At 63.9% G+C, this 14,731-nt stretch carries 11 protein-coding genes; 3 read left to right on the top strand and 8 right to left on the bottom strand.

Going from position 1 to position 14,731, the window contains the following annotated elements; translation table 11 throughout:
* Nucleotide 1 precedes the first annotated feature (1 nt).
* Entirely contained in the window at nt 2-490 is a 489-nt protein-coding gene (locus AB4Y87_RS02020) for an SRPBCC family protein (RefSeq protein ID WP_442002822.1), read from the bottom strand.
* A 207-nt stretch (nt 491-697) separates the two neighbouring features.
* On the opposite strand from AB4Y87_RS02020, the gene AB4Y87_RS02015 reads away from it, so the two are divergent.
* The 3 genes from AB4Y87_RS02015 (at nt 698) to AB4Y87_RS02005 (ending at nt 4,467) form a co-directional block, all read left to right on the top strand.
* On the top strand, nt 698-2,425 hold the full coding sequence (locus AB4Y87_RS02015; protein ID WP_442002821.1) for a urocanate hydratase: 1,728 nt from the start codon (nt 698-700) through the stop codon (nt 2,423-2,425).
* Nucleotides 2,426-2,429: 4 nt separating this feature from the next.
* A complete protein-coding gene (gene hutH, locus AB4Y87_RS02010; protein ID WP_442002820.1) occupies nt 2,430-4,022 on the top strand; it encodes a histidine ammonia-lyase in 1,593 nt (530 codons plus the stop codon).
* 196 nt (nt 4,023-4,218) lie between these two features.
* Nucleotides 4,219-4,467, top strand: coding sequence for a hypothetical protein (locus tag AB4Y87_RS02005; RefSeq protein WP_216922354.1), 249 nt, complete (start codon nt 4,219-4,221; stop codon nt 4,465-4,467).
* 91 nt (nt 4,468-4,558) lie between these two features.
* On the opposite strand, the gene AB4Y87_RS02000 is transcribed toward AB4Y87_RS02005, so the two are convergent.
* The 7 genes from AB4Y87_RS02000 to AB4Y87_RS01970 all read right to left on the bottom strand — a co-directional run bounded on the left by AB4Y87_RS02000 (nt 4,559) and on the right by AB4Y87_RS01970 (nt 14,700).
* Entirely contained in the window at nt 4,559-4,780 is a 222-nt protein-coding gene (locus AB4Y87_RS02000; protein ID WP_442002819.1) for a hypothetical protein, read from the bottom strand.
* Nucleotides 4,781-4,883: 103 nt separating this feature from the next.
* Entirely contained in the window at nt 4,884-9,818 is a 4,935-nt protein-coding gene (locus AB4Y87_RS01995) for an NAD-glutamate dehydrogenase (RefSeq protein ID WP_442002818.1), read from the bottom strand.
* 178 nt (nt 9,819-9,996) lie between these two features.
* Nucleotides 9,997-10,857 carry a phosphogluconate dehydrogenase C-terminal domain-containing protein gene (locus tag AB4Y87_RS01990; protein ID WP_442002817.1) on the bottom strand — a complete coding sequence of 287 codons (861 nt, stop codon included), beginning with the start codon at nt 10,855-10,857 and terminating at the stop codon, nt 9,997-9,999.
* A 1-nt stretch (nt 10,858) separates the two neighbouring features.
* The gene (locus tag AB4Y87_RS01985; protein WP_442002816.1) at nt 10,859-11,671 is read right to left on the bottom strand and encodes a sugar phosphate isomerase/epimerase family protein; all 813 of its coding nucleotides are present in this window, start codon (nt 11,669-11,671) and stop codon (nt 10,859-10,861) included.
* Nucleotides 11,668-12,486, bottom strand: coding sequence for a triose-phosphate isomerase family protein (locus AB4Y87_RS01980; RefSeq protein ID WP_442002815.1), 819 nt, complete (start codon nt 12,484-12,486; stop codon nt 11,668-11,670). Before AB4Y87_RS01980 ends, AB4Y87_RS01985 begins: the two co-directional genes overlap by 4 nt.
* Nucleotides 12,470-12,940: a ribose-5-phosphate isomerase gene (locus AB4Y87_RS01975; RefSeq protein ID WP_442002814.1), complete on the bottom strand. Its 471-nt coding sequence runs from the start codon at nt 12,938-12,940 to the stop codon at nt 12,470-12,472. The genes AB4Y87_RS01980 and AB4Y87_RS01975 overlap by 17 nt, the downstream gene beginning before the upstream one ends.
* Nucleotides 12,937-14,700, bottom strand: coding sequence for a dihydroxyacetone kinase family protein (locus tag AB4Y87_RS01970; protein ID WP_442002813.1), 1,764 nt, complete (start codon nt 14,698-14,700; stop codon nt 12,937-12,939). The genes AB4Y87_RS01975 and AB4Y87_RS01970 overlap by 4 nt, the downstream gene beginning before the upstream one ends.
* Between the last annotated feature and the right edge of the window lie 31 nt (nt 14,701-14,731).

The raw sequence follows: 14,731 nt of genomic DNA, 5'->3' as shown, positions 1-14,731 counted from the left end.
CCTAGTCGCCACGCGGCTTCGATTCGCCCGGCTCCGGTTCGCCCGGCTTCAGTCTGCCCGGTTGCGAGGCTTCGCGCTCGACGAGTCTGCGGAAGGTCTCCAACTCACCGCGGAAGCTGCCCCGATAGGACCCCATGGCGAAAATCCGCCCGAAAACCGCTGAAACGAATCCTCGGGTCACGAACTCCTGCTGGATGCGCGTACCGCCTGCCTCGGCAGTAAACCTCACATCTGACTCGCCCTTCAGGATCGCGTTGCCGAACCGTGTGCGGATGTGCCAGGGGCGTTCGACGGCGAGGATCTCCGTGGGGCTTGCCATTCGTCCGAACTTCACCGTGTAGCGGCTTCCGGCCTGGTCGATTGAGCCAACCCGATCGGTCACGCTGGTGACTCCGCCGATCCATTCCGGGAACCGGTCCAAGTCCGTCCAGGTCGCGAAAACGCGCTCCGGCGGAGCCGCAACGAGGGTAGTCACTCGGAATGTTGCCATGGATCCAGCATGCGCCGCTTCTCGCGTGAATGCGAGGGGCTGCGTTACCTCGGAACGACGTTTGGGCGGAGGATTGCAGAAGGACGGCGCGCGTCTGTAATCCCGGACAGCACCCACCTAAAAGCCATTCCTGAGGCCTCGTAAAGGGGCTTTAGTAGAAGCAGAAGAACTTTCCACTACACACTTCCCAAAGACGAAGGAGTCATCATGGCACCCGCCGATTTCACTACTGGTGCCCGTCCGGTTAAGGCCGCGCGGGGTACTGAGCTTACTGCCAAGTCGTGGCAGACCGAGGCGCCGTTGCGCATGTTGATGAACAACCTGGATCCCGAGGTCGCTGAGCGTCCTGATGATTTGGTGGTTTACGGCGGCACGGGCCGTGCTGTCCGCAGTTGGGCTGCGTTTGATGCGATCACCCGGACCCTGGAGACCATGGAGAAGGACGAGACCCTGCTGGTGCAGTCGGGCAAGCCCGTGGGTGTGTTCCGCACCCACGAGTGGGCTCCGCGTGTCCTCCTCGCGAACTCGAACCTGGTGGGGGACTGGGCGACGTGGCCTGAGTTCCGTCGTCTGGAGGCCGAGGGCCTGATGATGTACGGCCAGATGACGGCCGGGTCCTGGATTTACATCGGCACCCAGGGCATCCTGCAGGGCACCTACGAAACCTTTGCTGCGGTGGGAAACAAGCTCGCTGCCGAGGGACGTCACCCGGCGCCCCCCGCGGAAGGCTCCACGGAAGGCCCGTTGGCCGGCACCCTGACCTTGACCGGTGGCTGTGGTGGGATGGGCGGTGCCCAGCCGCTGGCCGTGACCCTGAATGATGGCGCGTGCCTGATCGTGGACGTGGACGAGACCCGCCTGCGCCGTAGGGCGGGCAAGCGGTACCTGGATGAGGTCGAAACGGATCTGGATGCTGCGATCGCGAAGGTCCAGGCCGCCAAGGCCGAGCGCCGTGGCTGGTCCGTGGGGTATGTGGGCAACGCCGCCGAGGTGTTCCCGGAGCTGCTGCGCCGCCACAAGGCCGGGGAAGTGACCTTTGATGTGGTCACGGACCAGACGAGTGCGCATGATCCGCTGTCGTATTTGCCGGAGGGCATCACGGTGGCTGAGTGGCACACGGAGGCCGCGGCGGATCCGGAAGGGTTCACGAAGAAGTCCCAGGCGTCCATGGCCCGCCACGTGCAGGCGATGGTGGAGTTCCAGGACGCCGGCGCCGAAGTTTTCGATTACGGCAACTCCATCCGTGACGAGGCACGCAAGGGCGGGTATGACCGGGCGTTCGAGTTCCCCGGCTTCGTTCCCGCCTACATCCGTCCGCTGTTCTGCGAGGGCCTGGGCCCGTTCCGCTGGGTTGCCCTGTCCGGAGATCCGGAAGACATCGCCGTCACGGACAAGGCCATCAAGGAACTGTTCCCCGAGAACAAGCACCTGCACAAGTGGCTCGACGCTGCTGCGGACCGTGTGGAATTCGAAGGGCTGCCGGCGCGGATTTGCTGGCTCGGGTATGGCGAGCGGGCCAAGGCCGGGCTGTTGTTCAACCAGCTCGTCAAGGAGGGCAAGGTCAAGGCCCCGATCGTGATCGGCCGTGACCACCTGGACTCCGGTTCGGTGGCGTCCCCGTACCGGGAGACCGAGGCCATGGCCGACGGGTCGGACGCGATTGCTGACTGGCCGTTGCTGAACGCCCTGCTGAACACCTCCTCCGGTGCCACGTGGGTCTCGATCCACCACGGCGGCGGCGTCGGCATCGGCCGGTCCCTGCACGCCGGGCAGGTCTCCGTCGCCGACGGCACCGACCTCGCTGCGGAGAAACTCGAACGGCTCCTCACCAACGACCCCGGCATGGGCGTCATCCGCCACGTCGACGCCGGCTACGACCGCGCCGTCGAAGTCGCCAACGAACGCGGCGTCCGCATCCCCATGAACGAGAAGTAAGAACATGACTATCACCTCGAACGAACAGCTCACCGTCACCCTCGGCTCCAGCGGCGTGACTCCGGAAGACGTCGTCGCCGTCGCACGCCACGATGCCAAGGTGACCATCTCCCAGGAAGCCCTGGATAACGTCGCCAAGGTCCGTGCCCACATCGACAGCCTCGCCACCAGCGACGTCCCCGCCTACGGTATTTCCACGGGATTCGGGGCGTTGGCCAACCGTCACATCCCCAACGATCTCCGTACTCAGCTGCAGAAGTCCCTGATCCGCAGCCATGCAGCGGGCATGGGTCCGGCGGTTGAACGTGAAGTGGTCCGGGGCATCATGTTCCTCCGCGCCAAGACCCTCGCATCCGGTCGCACAGGCGTCCGTCCCGTGGTTCTGCAGACCATGGTGGACGTCCTCAACGCCGGCATCACCCCGCTGGTCCGCGAGTTCGGTTCCTTGGGTTGCTCGGGCGATCTGGCGCCGCTGTCCCACTGCGCGCTGGTCCTCATGGGCGAAGGCGAAGCAACCGGTCCCGACGGCGAGCTGTACGGGACCGCCGGCCAGCCGCCTGTTGCTGAGCTGCTCGCGCAGCACGGCATCGAGCCGGTCACTCTCGCCGAGAAGGAGGGCCTGGCCCTCGTCAACGGCACAGAAGGCATGCTGGGGATGCTCCTGATGGCCATCGCTGACATCCGTTTGTTGCTCGCGACGGCGGATGTCACCGCCGCGCTCAGCGTCGAGGCGTTGCTGGGCACCGACCAGGTGTTCCTGCCGGAGCTCCACGCCGCGCTCAGGCCGCACCCGGGTCAGGCTGCCAGCGCGGACAACATGCTGCGCGTGCTGTCCAACTCGCCGATCGTCGCCTCCCACCGGGTCAACGACACCAAGGTCCAGGACGCTTACTCGCTGCGTTGCGCCCCTCAGGTCGCCGGCGCTGTCCGCGACACCGTGGACCACGCCGCACTGGTGGCTTCCCGCGAACTCGCCGCTGCAATCGACAACCCGGTAGTCCTGTCGGACGGCCGCGTCACGTCCAACGGCAACTTCCACGGTGCGCCCGTGGCCTACGTCCTGGACTTCCTGGCGATCGCCGTCGCGGACCTCAGCTCCATCGCCGAGCGTCGCACGGACCGCATGCTGGACCCGGCCCGCTCGCATGGTCTCCCGGCCTTCCTGGCTGCGGACCCCGGCGTCGATTCCGGCCTCATGATCGCCCAATACACGCAGGCCGGCCTGGTTTCGGACAACAAGCGCCTGGCCGTGCCCGCATCGGTGGACTCCATCCCGAGCTCTGCCATGCAGGAAGACCACGTGTCCATGGGCTGGCACGCTGCCCGCAAGCTTCGCAAGGCCGTGGAGAACCTCCGCCGCGTCCTGGCCGTGGAGCTGGTCACCAGCGCCCGCGCTATCGACATGCGCACGCAGATGTCCGACGGCGAACTCACCCCGGGCCCCGCCGGTACAGCCGTGCTCGAGGTGCTTCGCGAAGTGGTCCAGGGACCGGGAACCGATCGCTTCCTGTCGCCCGAGCTCGAAGCGGCTGACCGTCTGGTTGGCTCCGGTGCGGTCCGTTCGGCCGCCGAATCCGCCGTCGGGATCTTGGCCTGACGTCGAATAAAACGCTCATTTGATGGGCAAATTTGTCACGTCCCGGAAATTGTTCGCAACGCAATCTCCGGGGCGTGACAAATGTAGTAGAACTTATGGTGTACGTCACGTCCACGCCAACGGTGTCGTGGGCTTGACGGTCAACCGTTACAACTCAATACACAACAGCGAACATCCACAAAGGGGTAGAAGTTCAATGAAGGCACGTGGAGCAGTCCTCTCCAGACGAAACGCACACTCGGTGACGGTTTCGGACTGGAGGCAACTCAAGGTTGGCGAGCGCGTGGAGGTAGTCAAGTACGCGCACGTGATCGCGGCAGGGCTGATCGAGGAAGTCTCCGGCAGCGGAAATGTGGTGTGGCTGGAGCACTCGGGCCCGGGCGTCACGGAGGAAGGCAAGGAACTGTTCATGAAGTCCGACGGCGTGACTCTCCGCCGGGCGTAATGAAGCAAAAAGCTGGGGCTTACGCCCCGGCTTTTTGCTTTTCTACTACAACTGCAATTACTACTACGCAGCTGGCAATCAGCAGCCGCTACTACGCAGCGAGCACTTCGTGGGTCTGGCCGAAGGGAACGGATTCGTCCAGGGCCACTGTGTAGGTGCCGGGCTCGTGCCGGGTCACCAGGATGCCGCAGTTGGCATCTGCTGCTGCGTTCTTGATCAAAGCATCCACGGCGCGTTCAAGTCCGTCGTGGATCTCGTCTGCCTTTGAAAAAGACAGGCGAATTTCGCGTTCTGCAGTGATTGCAGCGGTCATTTCGGGGCCTCCTATTACTTGCCGCATGCGAGGGCGACCCATCAATCATAGGACGTTTGGCCCAAAATATGTAAGATGACCGGCAGTATCAGTGTCCGACGCCTCATCTCCGGACCATGGCGCGAAGCAGCTTTACCGCTACGGAGAGCGCTGCAATGTCCACCGGACCTGGCTTGATAGCCTCTTTGATGGTCTCTTGGACACGGGCCAGTTGTTCGATGTTTCCGCGTTCCCAGTCCATGATTCGCTCCACTGGGTCTGACGCCGCGGCGGTCACCGCATCAGAGACCCGGGGCGTGTGCCGCACTACCGCTTTGGTCATGTCCGCGAGTACCAGGTACATGTCATCGCGCAAAGCCGCACGTGCCAGCGACTCCCAGTGGGTGTCCCGGGGGAGCAGGGTGATGTGTTCCAGCAAGGGGATTGCCGAGATCCGTTCGAAGACCGCGAAGTACACCTCGGCCACTGCTTCCACGGGCTCCTGCAGCTCCTCCGCGATAACGGAAATGTCCAGCAATCCGTAGCTGACCAGAAGTTCGGATGCCCTGATGCCCAGATCATGGGGCAGGCCCACCGAGTCTGTATGGGCCAGGCGTTTCTGGGAGTGGGCAGGGTTCACTCCATGGAGGAGGCTCGTGAGGTTCGCCCGCATCAAGGACATCGGCCGCTCAAGCCTGGCAAAGGCATCGGCAATGGGCTTGTCGCGGAAGTCATGGGTGACGTACCAGCGGACGGAACGGTCCAGCAGCCGCCGCAGGTCCAGGGCAACGGCGGCTCCATGCTCACGGGGAGTGGTGGGCGGCACTTGGGCGATGCTGCCGGCGAGGGCGTCAAAGTCCCAGATCTGCCGCATCACCACGAACGCCCGGGCCACTGCGGAGGCAGAAACCGTGGTCTCCTCCATCGCGCGGAAAGCGAAGGCTATGCCTCCCACGTTGATCATGTCGTTGGCCACCACCGTGGCTACGATCTCCCGGCGCAGGGGATGCGTGGAGAGATGTTTACCGAACCGCTCTGAGACTTGCCGGGGGAAATAGCCACGAAGGGTTTGAGAAAACCAGGGATCATCGGACAAACCGCCCTCGGTGAGTTCGCGGGCGAGTTCGATCTTGGCGTAGGCCGCCAACACGGCGAGTTCTGGAGTGGTTAGTCCCTTACCAGTCAGGACCCGCGCCTGAAGCTCGGCGTTGCTGGGAAGGCATTCGAGCTCCCTGTCCAGATCGGTGACTGACTCGAGCCAATCCATGGTCCGTTCAAAGCTGGGACTCCATTCCAGCACCAATTGCTTGTCATTGAGGAGCAGGACGTTCTGGTCATCGTTGGTTTTCAGGACGAGCCGTCCAACCTCATGTTGGAGCGAGTGCAGGAACACGGTTCTTTCTGCCACGGACATCCTGCCTGCGGAGATCATCCGGTCCAGGAAGATCTTGATGTTCACTTCATGGTCCGAGCAATCCACGCCCGCCGAATTGTCGATCGCATCGGTATTGACCAGGATGCCTGCCAAAGCTGCTTCGATCCGGCCGCGCTGGGTGACTCCCAGGTTGCCGCCCTCGGCAATGATGTGGGCGCGCAGATCCTTGGCGTTGACCCGGATGGCGTCGTTTGATTTGTCCCCAACATCGGCATGGGACTCGGTGGATGCCTTGATGTAGGTGCCGATTCCGCCGTTGTACAGCAGGTCCACCGGGGCAGTAAGGATTGCGCGGAGAAGCTCAGGCGGGCTGATCGCCAGCTGGCTATTGTCGTCGGTGCCATCATCCAACCCCAAAGCGAGCCTGACTTGTTCCGTCAGCAGGATGGATTTTTCCGTCCGGGCAAAGATTCCGCCGCCTTCGCTCACCTTGGTGCGATCGTAATCGGCCCAGGAGGAGCGGGGCAGTTTGAAGAGCCGTTCCCGCTCGGCGTAGGAGACCTCGGGGTCCGGCGTAGGGTCCAGGAAAATATGCCGGTGATCGAATGCGGCCACGAGTTTGATGTGGTGGGAGAGGAGCATGCCGTTGCCAAAGACGTCTCCGCTCATGTCTCCGATACCAACAACCGTAAAATCCTCGGTTGTGCAATCGATCAGGAGTTCACTGAAATGGTGCCGCACGGATTCCCAGGCGCCCCGGGCCGTGATGCCCATCTGCTTGTGGTCGTAACCCACTGAGCCTCCGGAAGCGAAGGCGTCACCCAGCCAGAAGCCGTACTCTGCGGCCAGGGCATTCGCGATGTCCGAGAAGGTTGCAGTTCCCTTGTCCGCGGCCACCACGAGGTAGTAGTCGTCGCCGTCGTGCCGTACCACCCGTGCTGGCGCGAGTACGCGGCCGCTGCTGCCGCCGTCGGGATCCGGTACCAGGTTGTCCGTGATATCCAGCAAGCCGCGGATGAACGTCCGGTAGCTCTCCTGACCTTCGGCGAGCCAAGCCGCCCGGTCCTCTGCCGGGTCCGGTAGTCGTTTGGGGAAGAACCCACCCTTGGCACCCGTGGGCACAATTACTGCGTTCTTGACGGTCTGGGCCTTCACCAACCCCAGGATTTCCGTGCGGAAGTCTTCCCGCCTGTCCGACCACCGAAGGCCACCCCGGGCAATCGGGCCGAAACGCAGATGGACGCCTTCAACGCGCGGCGAATAGACCCAGATCTCGAATTTCGGGCGGGGTGCAGGGGCTGCGGGGATATTGTCCGGGTTGAGTTTGAAGCTGATGAAGGGCTTGTTGAGGTAGAAGTTCGTGCGCAGCGTGGCGTCCACCAGGCTGGCCAGCGAACGCAGCAACCTGTCGGCGTCCAGGACAGGGACGGCGTCGATGGCTTCCGTCAGGTTCGTCCGGGCTCCATGAACGGCCTGCGTCCTGTGGCTCAGTTCGCTGCTGCCCTCTTCGAACCGATCGCCCTTGGCCAGCCCCGGCTCCCCGTGACCGGAAGTGACGAGTTCCGGATCGAACAAGTCCGGAGCGAAGCGGTCCGGATTGAATTTCGCCTCGAACAATTCCAGCAGCGCATGGGTCGCTGTCGGATTGCCGCGGAGCGTGTCCGCGATGAAGCCATAGGAGTTGGTGCTCCCCAGTTGCCGGAGGTACTTGGCATACGCGCGCAGGATGGCAACCCGCCGCCAGTCGATGCCCTCCTTGATGACCAGCGCGTCCAAAGCGTCCGACTCAGCGTCACCGCGCATCGCGGCACAGAACGCGCCGGCCAGCAGATCGCCCGTGCCCACAGGGTCAACCCCCCGCGGATACTTCAGGCCGAGGTCGTACAGGAAGAACTGCCGCCCGTCGCCACGCTGAACGTCGAAGGGCCGCTGGTCCAGGACCTTCAAGCCCAGGTTATGGAAGAAAGGGAGGATCTCGGTTAGGCTCTGCGGGCGCGTTAAGTAAAGACGGATCCGGGCGTCCTCACTGAGGACTGCCGTGCCGGGACGTTGGTAAACGGTGAGGAGGGGATCCGCCACGCCTGCAGAATCCGGCTCTGCCGGGAAGCTTTCGAACTTGGCAATGTCCTCAACTGCGTCCTCCACCTCGTAGTCAGCCTTGTAGCTGGCCGGAAACGCGGTTGCCCACTGCCTGGACAACCGGGCCGCCTCCTCCCGGGGGTACCTCGTTTGGAGGGCCTCATCCAGGCCTTGCGCCCAGGACCTCGTAGCTGCGATGATCCTCTGCTCAAGGGCTGCTGCGTCCACCACCGCCGGAGCGCCGCCGTGCGATGAGTCGTGCCGTGAGGGGTCCTGTGGCAAAAGGATCCGGAAGAACACGCGAGCCATCGCGGATTCGCCCAACCGAAGCTCGAACTCTATGGCGTCGGAGCCAAACGCCTCGCGCAACTCTCGCTCGATATTGAGCCTGACGGCTGTGCTGTACCTGTACCTGGGGAGGAAAACCAGTGCTGTCATGAACCGGCCGAAGGAGTCCGGACGAAGAAAGAGCCGGGTGCTATGGCGTTCCTGAAGCCTCAGAATCTCGCGCGCACGGATGGCCAGCTGTTCCGCATCGATGTGGAACAGTTCGTCCCGCGGATACGCCTCCAACACTGCAAGAAGCTCCTTGCCATGATGCGACGGTGCTGGATAGCCGAAGGCCCCAAGCACTTCCTCCACTGTGTCCCGGATGACTGGGATCTGCTGGGCCGAACGAGCTGTTGAACTTGGTGAGAAGAGGCCAACGAACGTGCACCCTGTAGCGTTCGTGCCGTTCACGTTCACTGTGCCAAGGCTGATCTCGTCGAGGTAGGAACGTCGGAGGACCGTTGAGCGAAGCGCCGATTTGGTGAGGGTAAGGACGGGCGGCTTGCCGGGAGCATCACCTGGCGCCGCGGGCTCGGCACCATCACGGAGGAGGCCGAGGCCGCGGCGCCCGCGATACCCCAGGAATACAAAGTTCCCGTCATCCAGCCACCGCAGCAGCTCCTGTGCTTCCCGCGCCGTACGGTCTTTTGCGGCGAGCCCGTTCAGCACACGGATTTCGTGAATCAGTTCCTCGTGGATGGCCTCAGCGTCCTCGGCCGCGGCCCGGACGTCACCCAAGACCTTGTTCAGCCGACCCACCAGCAGCTCGGCGCTCGCGTTGTCAGGAATCCGGGGGATTTCGATCGCTATCCATGCCTCGGTGAGCGGTCCGCCGTCGTGCTCGTTTGGCGAAGGGAGCGGATCAGAAAAAGCCGTCGCCGCTCGCGCCTCCTCGGAACGTTCGACGCCGGTGGGCAGCCCCGAGCGGTGAGGTCCCCTGTGGATACCCGTCAGGCGGTGGGTGGCCGGGTCCCGCGTGACGCTGAAAGTGGGGTGCACCAGAAGCCGGATGGAAGCGGTGTCACGAGCGATCTCCGCTGTTACGGAGGGAACGAGGTAAGGCATGTCATCCGAGACAATCGCCACCAAGCTGGTATCAGTTTCGTTCAGGACCCCGATGACTGCTTGTCCAGGTTCACGGCGTTCTGCCAACGAGCGGTGATAGCGTGCCCGTTCCAACAAGGTTTCGGGCGTGTAGTTGCGGACGTCGTCGTCCGTGACGTGCTCGTAATAGTCGGTTAGGAATCCGTCCGCCGGCTCCGTAGTTGGTGCCATGTCGCTGCGCCTCCGCTGCGCAAAGGAGCGGCCGTGCTGCTGCGGTCGGCAAAGTCCATGCGCCTCATTTCATGATCGCTGGCGCGGGGCCGGGGGTAAAGCCCCAATGGTCACCCTCCAACGGACAATTCACCCACGCATGCGGGGGTGAATTGTCCATCGGAGGGTGACGAGCGAGTTACCGCTTCACAGCGTCCAGCTTGAGCATCTTGGCGATGACACCGTCCAGCTCGGAGTCGTCGAAGATTTTCTTCCAGTCGTCCTTGATGATGGTGTCCTTGCCGTACTGGATGGCGATTTCGCAGGCCTCGGAGAACGGGTTGGATCCGCGCAGGGCGTTGGTCAGCGCGATTTGTACGTGGCCGAACAGCATGGCCTTGGCGGCTTCCTCGGGGACGCCGGCGGTGTGGACGGTCTCGTTGAGTGCTTCGTTGAGCAGGGTGCCGATCATGCAGGCCACGGTTTCCACAAGGGTTGGTTCCAGGATGGCGAGCTGCTTGACGGTGACCCAGTGAACGTCGATCACCGGTGCGTAGATGGTGCGGATGACTGCTTCGGCTACGTCGCGGGTGGCTGCGGGGGCGTCCTCATCGATCGCGGAAACAACGTTCTGCGGGGCGCCCTGGCCGCCGAAGGTATCGGCCCATTCTTCCTTGGTGGTGCGCTCCAGGAACACCGACGGGTGGCACGGGTGCGCAACGGCCTGGACTACGTCGTCGCGCTTGGCCAGCAGTCCGGCGTAGGCGGCGGCCGGGTCAAGCGTGAGGAGGATCGCGCCGGACTTCATCTGCGGCACGACGCCCTCGGAGACGATGCCAAGAACCGTGTCCGGGACGGCGAGGATGACGACGTCCGCCGTGGGAACGGCGTCGTCGGTGGCGGTGATTTCGCGGCCTTCGGCGCGGACGCGTTCCTGCCCGGCGGGGGAGTTCTCGCTGTAGAAGACGTTGTGGCTGGACTTCTGGAGGTTCCGGGAAACGCGCATCCCCATCTTGCCACCGGCTCCGACAACGGCGACCGTCAATTGTTCTGCTGACATTTCATTTGCTCCTTAGGAAATCGAGGCTTTGTTGGGTCCACTGGTTTTCGAGGCGGATCGTTTCCGCTTCGGAGTCCTGCCACGGCAGCCAGTGTTCGACGATCTGGTTGATGTTTCTTTCTTTGGGCCGGATCTTCTTGACCATGTAGTCGTAGTCCAGAAGACCCTCGCCCAGGGGTGCGCCCGAGTACGTGAAGCCGACCCATCCCTGCTTGCGACTGAACGCAAAGTCTTTGATGTGCATATTCAGGACGTAAGGCTCGACGGCGTCAATCACCTCGCGCGGCATCTCCAGTGCCGCTACGGTATTGGCGGGGTCGCTGCAAATGCCGAGATACGGGCTGTTGACGCGGCGGACGACGCCCAGGATCCGTTCCGTGGGGACCTGTTCATAGGTCTCGATCGCGATGCGCACCCCGGCTGCCTCAAATTCGGGCAGGACCTCTTCGAAGGTTTCTACGACCTCGTCAGCGCCCGGCGTATGGCCGGGAACATTGAACATGGTCCGCAGCAGGTCTGAGCCCAGGATGCCTGCGATGTGCAGGAACTTCCGCAGGTGCTCCGGGCGGATCCCCTTGGTCCCGACTTCCAGCGTGATCCCCAGCTCGTCTGCTGTGCGGCGGACGGCGGCGAGGTCGCCGTCGTTCATGTCTTCCAGAGGTGCGTAATCGCAGATCTGGAAGAGGTCCACGCCGAGGTTTGCGGCCTTCTTCAGCGCGTCATGGATACTCAGGGGTTCGCTGACCTGGTCTGAGAGCTGCCAGAAGAACGCGTAGCTGCTCAAGCCAATCCTGCTCTGGCCGATCCTGCTCATGCCGCCACCTTCTTTTCCGTAGCAAGGCGTGCCGCTGTCTCGTCCAGGATGGTCTTGAGCGCTTGAGGATCGTGGGCAAAGCGGCCCAGGAACAAGCCCGCGACGGCGGTGTCCAGTTCGGTGATCAGGCCCGGTCCGGCGCTGCCGCCGTAGATGACCCGGCTGTCTTCCTGGCCCGGCAGTGAACGCAGGTGCTCGTCCAAACCACGGACCACTGCGCTGATGTAGCCGGGCGTGGCAGGTTGCGGTGCGCCGATGGCCCATTGCGGCTCGTAGGCCACGATGGTCCTGGTGGTGCGGCCGAGCGTTGCGGCGCGGTTGAGGGCTGCGTCGATCTCCGCGGTGCACTGGGCGATGGCTTCCTCCGGCGATCCTGCATTCAGTTCGCCAACACAGAGCACAGGGGTCAGGCCGTTGCGGTAGGCCGCGGCGGTTTTGAGGCCGATGACCCGATCGTCTTCGCCGAAGATCCGCCGACGTTCGGCATGACCAACCTCGACGTACCGGCCGCCGAGTTCGGAAACGGTCTTGCCGCCGACTTCGCCGGTATAGGCGCCTTCGTCTTCCCAGAAGATGTCCTGCGCGCCGGTGCCAACTCCGGCCGCGCCCAGGATCCGGGCGCCCTCAGGTAACGCCGGCAGGCTCGGCAACACGAACAACTCAATGTCGCCGCTGACCACCGCCGCGTGCTTGAACGCGATAGTGGCAACGTCCCGGCAGTAGTCGATGGAGCGCTGGTAGCCGAAGTACATCTTCAGGCTCACGCCGATCACTGCCCTCGGACGGTCGGAAGAGGGCTTAGCAGGAAGTGACACCTTCATAGTCCTTAATCAGGGTGACTTTCTCGGCCGAGGCGGAAGCTTCGTCAAAGGTGTAGGTGAGCCATTCCTTGGCCAGGCGGCGGGCCAGTTCCAGCCCGACCACGCGCTGGCCGAAGGTCAGGACCTGGGCGTTGTTGGACAGCACCGAGCGCTCCACGGAGAAGGAATCGTGGGCGGTGACCGCCCGGATGCCGGGCACCTTGTTCGCAGCGATCGCGACGCCGAGGCCGGTGCCGCAAACCAACAGTGCCCGGTCCGCGTTGCCGGCGGCGATCAGTTCAGCCGCAGCGATAGCCACCGACGGATAGGGAGTGTGGCTTGCAGCGTCCACTCCGACGTCGGTGACGGACTCCACCAGTTCATTGGCCTCAAGGTCGGCCTTCAGGGCTTCCTTGTACTCGAATCCGGCGTCGTCCGATCCGATGACCAGGCGCAGTTTGGCGCTCATGCGTTCTCCTTAACTGGGGTGTTCTCTACGGTTTTGGTGTCCGCGAAGGTGTTCTGGATGGCCCGGACGATCAGCGCCAGGGAAACGGCTCCGGCGTCGGGTGTTCCGAGGCTCTTTTCTGCGTGCGGGCGGGCGCGGCCCATCAGAGGCAGCAGTTGCGCGGTGGCCTCGGCTGCTTGCTGGGCTGTGGCTGCGGCGGTTCCCCATGCCTCTGGGAGGGAGCTTCCGCCCTCGACGCCGGCAGACAGTGAGTCGCGGAACGGTACCAGGACGTCAACCATGGTTTTGTCGCCCACTTTGGCTTTGCCGAAGTTCATGATCGCGGCGGCGGCATCGGTCACACCGGTGGCGACAGCACCGGCGTCGGGCGCGTTGACGTCACCCAAGGCATCCCCGACGGAACGCAGGGCCATGCCCCAGAGGGCTCCGGACGTACCGCCGGCCTTGTCGGCCCAGGCATCACCGGCCAGGTTCAGAACCGTTCCGGCACCGGCACCGCGTTCGACGGCGTCTGCCGCGGCCTCGACGGCGGCGCGGACTCCGCGTTCCATGCCGATGCCGTGATCGCCGTCGCCTGCGATCGCATCGATCCTTCCCAGTTCGTCCACGTTCGCATCGACTGCAGCCTTCGCGGCGCCAAGTGCCGCAAGGACGCGGGCTGCCGCAACACGAGACTCCTCGGAGGCAACTGGGATGGAGCGCTCCGCCACATCGTTACCCGCGGCGAGTTGCTCGGCGTCGAGCGCTTGGGCACTCACTGCACCACGGCGGAAGGCCGGGGCGTCAGCAGGAGCGAGCCAGAGTTCCTCCAGCTCGGAATCCAGCCAGAAGAGCGTCAGGGAGGTTCCGGCCATGTCGAAACTCGTAACGAGTTCGCCAACCTGCGGGTCCACTGCTTCGATGCCTGCTTCGGCGAGTAGTTGGGCCACGCGACGGTAGACCACGAAGAGTTCCTCGTATTTAACGCTGCCGAGTCCGTTGAGGATCGGCACCACGCGTGCGCCCTGCACGATGAGCCCGTCGGGGACCTCGGTGAGGAGGTCCTTGACCAGCAGCTCGGCGAGTTCATCCGCCGTCGGGATGTCTGTTTCGGCAATGCCCGGCTCGCCGTGGATGCCCATACCCACTGCCATGCGTCCTTCCGGGACGGTGAAGAGCGGGTGATCCGCGCCAGGCAACGTGCAGCCCGTGAAGGCGACGCCGAACGAGCGCGTGCGGTCATTGGCGCGCTCGGCGATCTCCATGACGCGGTCCATGTCGTAGCCAGCCTCGGCTGCGGCCGCGGCCACTTTGAAAACGGTGAGATCGCCGGCGATGCCGCGGCGCTTGTGCCGTTCCGCCAATGGGGCGGAAGAGATGTCGTCGGTGACCGCGATGCTGCGGCAATCAATGCCTTCGGCGCGGAGTTTGTCCTGTGCCTGGGTGAAGTGGAGGACATCGCCGGCATAGTTGCCGTAGCCCAGGAGCACGCCGCCGCCGTTGTCCGCGGCCTTGGCCACGTTGTAGACCTGCTGCGAAGACGGTGAAGCGAAAAGGTTTCCCATCGCGGCGCCGTGTGCCAGGCCTTGGCCAACCAGACCTGCGAACGCCGGGTAGTGGCCGGATCCGCCCCCGATGACCAACGCGACGGTGCCGGGAGTGCTGCGGGTGCTGCGGGCGATGCCGCCGGAGACGCGCCGTACCCAACGGCCGTGCGAGGCGACGAATCCTTCGATCATCTCGTCAGCGAAGGCTGCGGGTTCATTGAACAAGCGGGTCATGCGGGGGCTCCTGGAGCTTTGGATGGAAGGG

It is taken from the genome of Paenarthrobacter sp. RAF54_2 (genome assembly GCF_052113945.1).
Classification (GTDB): Bacteria; Actinomycetota; Actinomycetes; order Actinomycetales; family Micrococcaceae; genus Arthrobacter.
The sequence above is the reverse complement of the archived record's forward strand: the minus strand, read 5'-3'. Positions and strand labels throughout refer to the sequence as shown.

Coding starts and splice junctions, on each gene's coding strand:
- AB4Y87_RS02020 (WP_442002822.1), bottom strand. CDS start 490: ATGGCAACATTCCGAGTGACTACCCTCGTTGCGGCTCCGCCGGAGCGC.
- AB4Y87_RS02015 (WP_442002821.1), top strand. CDS start 698: ATGGCACCCGCCGATTTCACTACTGGTGCCCGTCCGGTTAAGGCCGCG.
- hutH (WP_442002820.1), top strand. CDS start 2,430: ATGACTATCACCTCGAACGAACAGCTCACCGTCACCCTCGGCTCCAGC.
- AB4Y87_RS02005 (WP_216922354.1), top strand. CDS start 4,219: ATGAAGGCACGTGGAGCAGTCCTCTCCAGACGAAACGCACACTCGGTG.
- AB4Y87_RS02000 (WP_442002819.1), bottom strand. CDS start 4,780: ATGACCGCTGCAATCACTGCAGAACGCGAAATTCGCCTGTCTTTTTCA.
- AB4Y87_RS01995 (WP_442002818.1), bottom strand. CDS start 9,818: ATGGCACCAACTACGGAGCCGGCGGACGGATTCCTAACCGACTATTAC.
- AB4Y87_RS01990 (WP_442002817.1), bottom strand. CDS start 10,857: ATGTCAGCAGAACAATTGACGGTCGCCGTTGTCGGAGCCGGTGGCAAG.
- AB4Y87_RS01985 (WP_442002816.1), bottom strand. CDS start 11,671: ATGAGCAGGATCGGCCAGAGCAGGATTGGCTTGAGCAGCTACGCGTTC.
- AB4Y87_RS01975 (WP_442002814.1), bottom strand. CDS start 12,940: ATGAGCGCCAAACTGCGCCTGGTCATCGGATCGGACGACGCCGGATTC.
- AB4Y87_RS01970 (WP_442002813.1), bottom strand. CDS start 14,700: ATGACCCGCTTGTTCAATGAACCCGCAGCCTTCGCTGACGAGATGATC.